Genomic DNA, 11,511 nt, shown 5'->3' on the forward strand with positions numbered 1-11,511 from the left:
TTGAGCACCACAAGCGCCTCCTCGGACGGCCTGCTCGCCCTGACCGGCGCCCAGACGGGCATCTGGAACGCGCAGCGCCTCGAACCCGATTCGCCCTACTACCTGGTCGGCGACGTGGTGGAGATATCCGGCGGCGAACCGGTCGACGTGGACGCGCTGGCCGAAGCGGTCCGGGCGACCACCGAAGAGGCCGAGACCCTGCGACTGCGGGTGTACGACACCCCCGACGGGCCGCGCCAGGCGGTGAGCGGGGAACCGGTCGGGCCGCCCGAGGTGATCGACGTCAGCGGCGCGGCCGACCCAGCGGCCGCGGCCCACGCGCTCGTCGAGGACGAGCGGGGGCGGGCCGCCGAAGCATGCCGGGGGATGGTCGACCGGGCGCTCTGCTCACGTACCGTCATCAAGCTCTCGGACCACGAGGTCTGGTACACCCAGCTCGGCCACCACCTGGTCTTCGACGGCTACACCGCCTCCCTGCTCGCCCGCCGCACCGCCGCCCGCTACACCGCCCTGGTGCGCGGGACCGAACCTCCCCGGTCGACGTTCGGCCGGTTCGCCGACCTCGTCGCCGCCGACCGGGCCTACCGGGACAGCGACCGGAGCGCCGAGGACCGCGCGTACTGGGTCGAGCGGTTCACCCCGCTGCCCGACCTCGACGAACCCGGTGAGTTCGCCGCCGCCGGTCTGCCCGGCCGCACCCTGACCGCCCGCGCCGTCATCGCCCCCGAGGAGACGGCCCGGCTGCGCGCCTTCGCCGACCGGGCCGGCGTCACATGGGGCGAGGCGCTGATCGCCGGCTACGCCGCCTTCCTGCACCGCATGCTGGGCCGCACCGACGTGGTGTTCGCGCTGCCCCTGATGTGCCGGACCGGCTCGACCGAACTGCGCACCCCCGCCATGGCCGTCAACGTGCTGCCGCTGCGGGTGACCGTGCGCGCCGGGGACGACCTCGTGGAACTGAGCCGACGGGTCTCCACCGCCATGCGCGAGATGCGCGACCATCAGCGCTACCGGGGCGAGGATCTGCCCCGGGACCTCGCGGCGCCCGGCGCGGGCGCGCTGCTGCACGGGCGCGGGATCAACCTCAAGGCGTTCGACCTGGCGCTCGACTTCGCCGGGGCCACGGGTGTGATGCGTAACGTCGCGGGCGGTCCGCCGGAGGACATGGGCCTCAGCGTCCTGCCGACCCGTGACGGCGGGCTGCTGCTCGGCTTCGAGGTCGACGCCCGGTCCAAGGACCAGGCCGCTGTCGACGGCCTGCTCGCCGGGCTGCGGGCGCTGCTGTCCGGGCTGACCGGCGGCCTGCCCGTCGGGAGGATCGCCCTGACCGACGACGTGGACCAACTGCTCGCCGACCGGTGCCCGCCCGCGCTGCCCGGCACACCGGTGGACGTGCCGGCCGCCTTCGACGCGATGGCCGCCGCCGGCCCCGGGCACACCGCCCTGGTCTGCGGGGACGACCGCCTTTCCGCAGCCGGACTGGCGGACCGGGTGCACCGGTTGGCCCGCGCCCTGCGGGCGCGCGGGATCGGGGCCGACGACATCGTGGCGCTCGCGCTGCCGCGCTCGGCCGACTCGGTGATCGCCCTGCTGGCCGTGCTGGACGCGGGCGCCGCGTTCCAGCCCCTGGACGTGGCGTACCCGCCCGAGCGGCTGCGCGAGCTGATCGACGACACCCGCCCCGCGCTGGTACTGACCGACGGGGCGATCGACGGACTGCCGTGGCACACCCTGCTCGCCGAGGCCGCCGGGCTGTCCGGAGCGCCCCTGACCGCCGGTGAACTGGCCGAGCCCCGGCACCCCGAGCACCTCGCCTACGTGATCCACACCTCCGGGTCCACCGGACGCCCCAAGGGCGTACTCGGCCGGGCCGGCGGCCTGGCCGCGCTGCTGCACCACCAGCGGTCCACCGTCGTCGCCGAGGCCGAGCGGGCCGCGGGCAGGCGGCTGCGCGCCGCGCACACCTACTCGTTCGCCTTCGACTCCGCGCTCGACCACCTGGTGTGGCTGCTGTGCGGGCACGAACTGCACGTCTACGGCACCGAGACCACGCGCGACGCCGACGCCCTGCTCGCCGCCTACGCCCGCGACGGCATCGACATCGTGGACACCACACCGTCCATGGCCTCGCCACTGGTCGACGGCGGCCTGCTGGAGCTGCGGCCCACGCTCCTGGTCCTCGGCGGAGAAGCCACCCCGCCCGCGCTGTGGCGGCGGGTCGCCGCATCGGGGATCACCGCACGCAACATCTACGGGCCGACCGAGGCGACCGTGGACAGCACCACCGCACGGATCGAGGGCGACGAGCCGACCATCGGCCACCCGCTCGCGGGCACCCGGACCTACCTCCTGGACAGCGCGCTGCAGCCGGTGCCGCACGGCACGGCGGGCGAACTGTACCTGGCCGGGCCGCACCTGGCCCGCGGCTACCTCGGCCGGCCCGGGGCGAGCGCCGAGCGCTTCGTCGCCGACCCCTTCGGTGCGCCGGGTCAGCGGATGTACCGCACCGGCGACCTGGCCCGCTGGGTGCCGGGCCGGGGCCTGGAGTACCTGGGCCGGGGCGACGGACAGGTCAAGATCCGTGGCCACCGGGTGGAGACCGGCGAGGTCGAGGCGGCGCTGGCCGCGGTGCCCGGGGTGACGGCGGCGGCCGCCGCGGTGCGGTCGTCCCGGCTGGTCGGCTACCTCGTGTCCGCCTCGGTCACCGGGGACGAGGCACGTGCCCGCCTGGCCGAGCGGCTGCCCGAACACCTGGTGCCCGCGGCGGTGGTGGTGCTGGACCGGCTGCCGGTCACGCCCAACGGCAAGCTCGACCGCGCCGCCCTGCCCGCGCCCGCCCTGCACAGCGGCGGCCGGAAGCCGCGCACCGAGCGGGAACGGCTGCTCTGCGGGGTCCTCGCCGAGGCGCTCGGCGTCGAACGGGTCGGTGTGGACGACGACTTCTACGCGCTGGGCGGGGACAGCATCACCGCGATCACCGTCAGCAGCAGACTGCGCGCGGCGGGCCTCGGACTGCGGCCCCGGGATCTGCTGGCGCGCCGCAGCTTCGCCGCCCTGGCGGCCTCCGCCGAGCTGCTGTCGCAGACCCCGGAGCCGGTGGACGACCCGACCGGGCCCGTACCCGCCCCGCCGATCACGCGCGGCCTGCTCGACCCGCACCCCGACGTGGACGTCGTCGCCGGGTACGCGCAGTGGACCGCCCTGCATGTCGACGGACTCGACCGCGACGACCTGGTCACGGGTGTGCAGACGGTGCTCGACCACCACGACGCGCTGCGGCTGCGGGCGGGCGACGGCCTGGAGGTACTGCCCCGGGGCCTGGTGCGGGCGGTCGTCGACGAGGTCCACGGCGATGAAGTGACCGCCCTGGCCCGGCGGCTGGCGGGCGAACTCGACCCGCGCTCCGGCGACTTGCTGCGAGCGGCCCTGCTCCGCACCGGCGACGACGCCCCGGACCGGCTGGTCGTCGTCGTGCACCACCTCGCCATGGACGGCGTGTCCTGGCGCATCCTGTTGCCCGACCTGCACAAGGCCTGCACGGGCGGCACACTCGAACCGGTCGGGGCTTCCTGGCGGCATCACGCCCAACTCCTCGCCCGTCAGGGGGAATCAGGCGCACGGCGTGGCGAACTCGACCACTGGCGGACCGCGCTCGGCGCCGCGTCCCGGCTGGGCGCCCGGCCGCTGGACCCGGCGCGCGACAAGGTGTCGACCGCCCACCGGTCGGTCACCGTGGCCTCGGCCGAGGCCACCGAGGCGCTGCTGACCACCCTGCCCGCGGCCTACCGGGCCGGTGTCGACGAGGTGCTGCTGGCCGCGCTCGTGCTCGCCCTGCGGGGCTGGGGCCTGCGCGACGACGCGGTGACCGTGTCGTTGGAGGGCCACGGCCGTGAACACCTCGACCTGGCCCGTACCGTCGGCTGGTTCACCAGCGAGTACCCGGTGCGTGTTCCCGCCTCCGACGACGTGGGGCGGACGCTGAGGGCCGCCAAGGAGGTGCGGCGCGCCGTCCCCGACGGCGGTGTCGGCCACGGCGTCCTGCGCCACCTCGACCCGGAGGCCGGCCGCGAACTCGCGGCCACCCCGCCACCGGACGTGCTGCTCAACTACCTGGGCAGGTTCGCACCGCTGCCCGCGACCGGCTGGCGCCTGCCCGAGCAGGACGCCTTCTCCGTGATCGAGCCCGGCGCCAAGGCCCTGGAACAGGTGCTGGCGCTCAACTGCTTCGTCCACGAGGAGGGTGCGCCACGGCTCGCCGTCGAGTGGACCGCCGCGACCGGGGTGCTCGGCACCGAAGCCGTGTCGGCCCTTCAGCAGGCCTGGGCGGCGGCGCTGGACGCGCTGGCCGCGCACGCGCTGCACACCGAGGGCGGGCTCACCCCCTCGGACATCCCGCTGGCCGGCCTCGACCAGGCGGCCATCGACGCCCTCGAACGCACCGGCCGCATCGACGACGTACTCCCCGCCACACCCCTGCAGGTCGGGCTGTCCTTCCATACCCTGGTCCGCGACGACCGGGCCACCGACGTCTACGTCGTCCAGGCCGTGACCACCCTGGTCGGCGAGCTGGACCCGGACCGGATGGCCGAGGCGGCACGCGAACTGCTGCGCCGCCACCCCGCTCTGCGGGTCCACCTGGCCACGGCCGGAGACTCCGTGGTGCAGGTGATCCCCGCCGAAGTCGCCCTGGAATGGCGGGAGGACGACCGGTTCCCCGAAGCGGCCCGCGCCGATCTGGAGCGCCCGTTCGACCCGGTCCGGCCGCCGCTGATCCGCTTCCTGCTCTCCCGGGTCGGGCCCGCCGAGCACAGGCTCGTGATCACCAACCACCACGCCCTGCTCGACGGCTGGTCCATGCCGCTGGTCGGGCGCACCCTGCTCGCCGTCTACGCCGAGCTGGGCGGCGGCCCCGCCGCACCTTCCGCCCCACCGCTGTCGGAGTACTTCCGCTGGCTGGCGGGCCGGGACCGGGAGGCGTCGCTCACCGCGTGGCGGGACGCGCTGGCGGGCGTCGACGACGCGACCCGGCTGGCACCCGCGAGCAACGGCACCGCCGTCGAGCGGCCCGGCCGCGAAACCGTCCGGCTGGGGCGCGAGTTCAGCGACCGGCTGCGCGCGTTCGCCCGCGAGCGGGGCGTCACCCTGACGACGGTGCTCCAGACGGCCTGGGGCCTGCTGCTGGGCAGGCTCACCGGCCGCCGCGACGTCGTGTTCGGCTGTCCGGTGTCCGGGCGGCCCGCCGAGGTCGACGGCGTGGAGTCGATGATCGGACAGCTCGGCACCACGATCCCGGTGCGCGTGCGGCACACCCAGGACGAGACCGTGCTGGACCTCATGGCACGGGTGCACGCCGAGAGCGTCGTACTGGCCGAGCACCACCACGTGGGGCTGCCCGCGATCCAGCGGGCGGCCGGCATCGGTGAACTCTTCGACACGATGCTGGTCATGGAGAACTTCCCGCTCTCCAGCCGGAAGCGCACTCCGCTCACCCCCGGGCTCGACCTGGCCGGGGTGGACATCACCGACGCCACGCACTACGCGCTGACCGTCATCGTGATCCCGGACGAGGAGATCACCATCGGCCTCGGCCACCAGCCGCGCGCCTTCACCCGGGAGACCGTGCGCGACTACGGCCGCTGGCTGCACAACCTGCTGCGGGAGATCGTCGACGACCCGGCACGGCCCGCGCTCCGGCTGCCCGCGCTCGACCCCGACGAGCGGGCCCGGATGCTGCGCACCGGCACCGCCGCCGTCCCCGCCAGGGAACGCGGCCACTGGCTGGACGAGTTCGCCGCCCAGGTGGACCGCAGGCCCGAGGCCGAGGCCCTGGTCTGCCGCGAACGCAGCCTGAGCTACGTGGAGTTGGACCACGAGGCCAATCGCCTCGCCCATGCGCTGATCGCGCACGGGGTGCGGCCCCAGGACCCGGTCGCGGTCCTGCTCGGACGCGACATCGAGATGACCGTGGCCCTGTTCGGCGTGGCCAGGGCCGGCGCCGTGTACGTACCGATGGACGCGAGCTACCCCCGGGAACGGCTGGCCTACATGTTCGACGACATCGCCCCGGCCGCCGCCGTGACGACCGGCGCCGAACTGCCCGTCGACCGCGACATCCCCGTCCTGCGGCTGGACGACCCCGCCACCCTCGCCGGCGTACCGGAAACCGACCCGGCCGAGGCACGCGAGAGGCTCACCGAGGACGCCCTCGCCTACGTCATCTACACCTCGGGAACCACCGGGCGTCCCAAGGGAGTCGGCGTCACCCACCGGGGCGTGCCCGACCTGATCGCGCTCCAGGAGGAGGTCGTCGGGGTCACCGAGCACGACCGGTACCTGCACTTCGCGTCGACCGGCTTCGACGTCGCGTTCTGGCAGACCATGGTGCCGCTGCTCTCCGGCGGTACATCCGTGATCGCGCCCGAGGAGGTGCGCGTACCCGGCGACGAACTGCTCGACTACATCGTCGAGCACCGGGTGACCGGAGTGAACCTGCTCCCGTCGTTCCTGGCCGCGATGCCCGACGACCGCACCGTCGGCCCCGACGTCTTCTTCGTCGTCGGCGCCGAGCGCCTCGACCCCGAACTGGCGCGGCGCTGGGGCACGGGCCGCAGGGCGCTGTTCAACGCCTACGGGCCGACCGAGGTCACCATCAACGCCACGACGTGGCACTACGACCCGGACGACGAGGGACCGCTGCCGATCGGCCGCCCCGACCCCAACGTCCGTGCCTATGTCCTCGACGGCGGGCTCCAACCGGCCGGCGTCGGCGTGACCGGCGAGCTGTACCTCGCCGGGCCGAGCCTGGCCCGCGGCTACCTCGGCCGCCCCGGCCTGACCGCCGCCGCGTTCGTGGCCGACCCGTTCGGCCCGCCGGGCGAGCGGATGTACCGCACGGGCGACCTGGTGCGGTGGCGCCCGGACGGACAGCTGGTGTTCCTCGGCCGCGCCGACCACCAGGTCAAGGTCCGCGGCTTCCGGGTCGAGCTGGGCGAGATCGAGTCCACGCTGACCGGCCACCCCGACGTACGCGCCTGCGCCGTGATCATGCGGGAAGGCAGGCTCGTCGGCTATGTCATCCCGGCCGACGGCGCCGAACCGGACGCCGCGCGGCTGCGCGAGTACCTGGCCGCGGAACTTCCCGACCACATGGTGCCGACGGTGCTCGTGCCCATCGACCGGCTGCCGCTGAGCCCCGGCGGCAAGCTCGACGCCGCCGCGCTGCCGGTCCCCGAGACCGTGACCGCCGCGCGGCGCGAACCGGCCACCGAGGCCGAGACATTGCTGCTGGACGTGTTCCGGGACGTCCTGGGCACCGACGGAATCGGCCCCGACGACGACTTCTTCGCCGTCGGCGGGGACAGCATCGTCTCGCTGCAAGTGGTGTCGCGGGCCCGGCGCCGGGGACTCGGCCTGAGCGCGCGGGACGTGTTCGAGGGCGCGACGGTCGCCGGGATCGCGGCGCGGGCCCGCGCACTCGACGCCGGTGACGCACCCGCGACCGGCGACGCACCGCTGACCCCGGTCATGCGGGACCTGCTGCGCCGGGCGGGGGCCGCCGCGGACGGCTTCTGCCAGTGGGTGGAGATCTGCGTCCCGCCCGGTGGCGACGCGACGACCTGGCGGGCGGTGCTCGACGCGCTCCTGGCCCGGCGCGACGTGCTGCGGGCCCACCTGGCCGGCGACGCGCTGCGCATCCCGCCGGCCGGCGCGGTGACCTGGGCCGAGGTGCTGACATGCGTACGGGCTTCGCACGGCCTGCGGGCCCCGGTGGACGCCGCGATCGCCGCCGCCCGGGACGCGATGGACCCGCGCACCGGTCCGCTGCTGCGCGCGGTGTGGGTGGACGCCGGCCCGGAACGGCCGGGCCGGCTCGTCCTGATCGCGCACCACCTGATCGTCGACGGGGTGTCCTGGCGCGTCCTGCTGGACGACCTGGAGCACGCGTACTCGGGGGGCTCGTTGACCCGCCACGGGCAGTCCTTCCTCGGCTGGGCGCGGTCGCTGCGCGACGCCGACCGCCGGGCCGAACTGCCGCACTGGCGGCGGATGAACGCCACCCCGGCACTCACCACCCACCCGCTCGACCCCGCGCGGGACACCGCGGCCACCGCGGCGCACCACGAGATCCGGCTCGACGCCGACTCGACCCGCGCACTGATCACGACCCTGCCGGCCGCCTGCCGCACCACACCGGACGCAGTGCTGCTGACGGCACTCGCACAGGCGGTACGGGACTGGCGCGGGACCCCCGAGGTGCTGGTCGCGCTGGAGAGCCACGGCCGCCCGCGCCACGTCGACCTGTCCCAGACCGTCGGCTGGTTCACCGCCGTGCACCCCGTACGGCTCGACGCGGACGACGACGTGCGGGCGGTCGGGGAGCGGCTGCGCGCACAGGGCGACGGGCTCGGTCACGGCATCCTCACCACGGCGGGCCTGCTGGACCCGGTGGCACCGGAGATCGCCTGGAACTACCTCGGCCGGTACCCCGGCGCCCCCGACCGGGAGACACCGTGGCAGGCACCCCCGGACGCCGACCCGCTCGGCTCGGGCGGCTCCGACGCGATGCCCCTGCCGTACGCCCTGATGGTCAACGCACTGGTCCGCGACGACCTGCTCGGGGTCCGGATCACCCACCCGTCCGCGCTCTTCACCGCCGCAGAGGTCGAGGACCTGGCCGAGAAGCTGCGGACCGCGCTCCTGCGGGTCGCCGCCGCACCGGAGGCCGGGGCGCTCGACCGCGACCGCCCGGTCGCCGACGTACAACCGCTCACCCCCTTGCAGGAGGTGATGCTGCGGCACTCGCGCACCGAGCGCCCCGACCCGTACACCGTGCAGTCGGCGTTCAACCTCGCCGGCCCGCTCGACACCGACGCCCTGCGCGCCGCGGGCGCCGACCTGCTGGCCCGTCACCCGAACCTGGGCGCCGTGTTCCCCGCCGGTCTGGCGGTGATCCCCGCCTCGCCCCGGCCGGACTTCCGGGTGGTGGACGGGGAGGCCGAGGAGGTGCTGGCGGCGGATCTGGCCGAGCCGTTCGACCTGGCCCGGGGCCCGCTGCTGCGCCTGACCGTGATCCGGCGCGGCCCCGAGCGCGCCGACCTGGTCCTGACCAGCCATCATGTGCTCTCCGACGGCTGGTCGGCCCCGCGCATCCTCACCGAGCTGTTCGCGCTCTACACGGCGAGGGTCCGAGGCGAGGCCCCCGCCCTGCCCGCTCCCGTGCCCTTCGCCGACTACCTGGACTGGTGCGCCGACCACGAGCCGGGCCTCGGTGCCTGGGCGGCCGAGCTGGACGGGCTGCCCGAGGGCGACTACCTGGGCACCGGCGAACCCGGTCCGGCCTGGCAGGAACCCGAGGTCATCGAGTTCGACGCGGCGCTGGTCGCCGACCTCACCGGCCTCGCGGCCCGGCGCGGCCTGACCCGCAACACACTGGTGCAGGGCGCATGGGCGGTGCTGCTCGCCCGGCGTTCCGGTCAGGCGGACGTCTGCTTCGGCGCCATGGTCTCCAGCCGTCCCCCGGAGCTGGCGGGCGTCGAGGAGATCATCGGGCTGCTGGCCAACACCGTGCCGGTACGGGCACGGCTCGGCGGCACGCTCGCCGAGACGCTGACCGACCTCCAGTCCCGGCAGCGGTCACTGGTCGAGCACCACCACGTGGCCCTGTCCGACCTGGAACGGCTGACCGGGCGGCGCAGGCTGTTCGACAGCCTGGTGGTGTTCGAGAACTACCCGGTCGACCCGGACCGCCTCCGTGAACCCGCCCCCGGACTCACGGTCCTCGCCACCCGCTTCCGCGAGGCCACCCACCACCCCGTGACCCTGACCGTCATGCCGGACGGGGACGGCTGGACCGGCGTGCTCGCCCACCGGGCCGGAGTCTCCGTCGACGGGCTCGCCGAGGAGCTCCTCGACCTGCTCCGCGCCCTGGACAAGCACCTCGACAACGACGTGCGCGATCTTCTGGAGGGCCGGTGATCGAGAAAGCCGCGCCGCCGGACGAGCGGGTGGACGGACAGCTGCTGCGGACCGCGTTCATCCTGGTGCTCGGCACCTTCATGGCGTCGCTGGACGCCACGATCGTCAGCGTCGGCATCGACAGCCTGGCCGAGGAGTTCGGCGCCTCCGTCGCCGGGATCCAGTGGGTGAGCACCGCCTACCTGCTGGCCGTCGTCGCCGCCGTGCCCGCGTCCGGCTGGCTGGCCGACCGGTTCGGCGGCCGGCGGACCTGGCTCGCCGCCGTGGGGGTGTTCCTGCTCGGTTCGGTGCTGTGCGCGTCGGCCTGGTCGGTGACCAGCCTGGTCGTGTTCCGGGTGGTCCAAGGACTCGGCGGCGGGCTGCTGCCGGCGACCGGGCAGGCGCTGCTGGCCCGCGTCGCGGGCCCCGCCCGCACCGGGCGGGTGATCAGCGTCGTCGCGGTCGTCCCGCTGCTGTCACCGGTGTTCGGCCCGCTGGTCGGCGGCTCGATCCTCGGGGTGGCGCCGTGGCCGTGGCTGTTCCTGGTCAACCTGCCGATCGGCGTGGCCGCGGCCCTGCTCGCCCGCCGGCACGTGCCCGCGGTACCGCCCTCGACACGGCGGACGGCGTTCGATCTGCGCGGCGCACTGCTGCTCTCGCCCGGCCTGGCCGTGCTGGTGTACGGGCTGACCGAGGTCGCCCACGACCGGACCCTCCCGGCGGTGGTCGGCGTCTCGGCGGGGCTGGCGATGCTGGCCGGATTCACCGTGCACGGGCTGCGCACCCGCAGCACACCGCTGGTCGACCCCCGGCTGTTCGCCCGGCCGCCCTTCGGCGCCGCCGCCGTGGCCCTGCTCGTACTGGGCGCGTCGGTCTTCGGCACGATGTTCCTGCTGCCGCTGTACTTCCAGACCGGCCGCGGGATGACGGCGTGGCAGGCGGGGCTGCTGCTCGCCCCCCAGGGGCTGGGCGCGGCGGCCGGGTCGGTGCTGGTCAACCGGACCATCAGCAGGGTCGCGCCGCGGACCCTGGTCGTCACCGGCATCGTGCTGATCCTCGCGGGCACGGTGCCGTTCACCCGGCTCGGCCACGGGGTCCCGGACGCAGTGATCGTCTCGGCGCTGGCGGTACGCGGCTTCGGGATGGCCATGGTCGGTGCGCCCGTGATGAACATCGTCTACAGCCGTATCGAGCCCGCACAACTCCCGCGTGCCTCCGGGGCGCTCAACCTGCTCAACACCGTGGGCGGCTCGGTCGGCACAGCCGCCCTCGCGGTGGTCCTGCAGAACCGGCTGTCCGCCCGCGGCCCGGACATCTCCGCCGCGTTCGGCGACACGTTCTGGTGGGTGCTCGGTTTCTGCCTGCTGGCCGCCGCCGGGGCGACACGGCTGCCCCGTACCGAGGTCAGGAGGTCATGAGCCGCGAGCCGTTGCACGGCCGGACGCGGGAGCAGGTGCCCGCACGCGGGAGCAGCTGACCGGGCGCAGGAGCGGGTGACCGGACACGGGAACAACTGACGGGCGCAGGTGCAGGTGCCCCGGCGCGAGAGCAGGTGAT

General features: G+C 74.8%; 2 protein-coding genes. Both read left to right on the forward strand.

Annotated features, from left to right (window positions below; genetic code table 11):
- Window positions 1–9,975, forward strand: a complete 9,975-nt coding sequence (locus ACFYY7_RS21765; RefSeq protein ID WP_388663625.1) for an amino acid adenylation domain-containing protein — start codon at window positions 1–3, stop codon at window positions 9,973–9,975.
- Entirely contained in the window at window positions 9,972–11,372 is a 1,401-nt protein-coding gene (locus ACFYY7_RS21770) for an MDR family MFS transporter (RefSeq protein ID WP_388663626.1), read from the forward strand. The genes ACFYY7_RS21765 and ACFYY7_RS21770 overlap by 4 nt, the downstream gene beginning before the upstream one ends.
- The last annotated feature ends 139 nt before the right edge of the window (window positions 11,373–11,511 follow it).

The organism is Streptomyces sp. NPDC001933 (assembly GCF_042890955.1).
GTDB lineage: Bacteria > Actinomycetota > Actinomycetes > Streptomycetales > Streptomycetaceae > Streptomyces.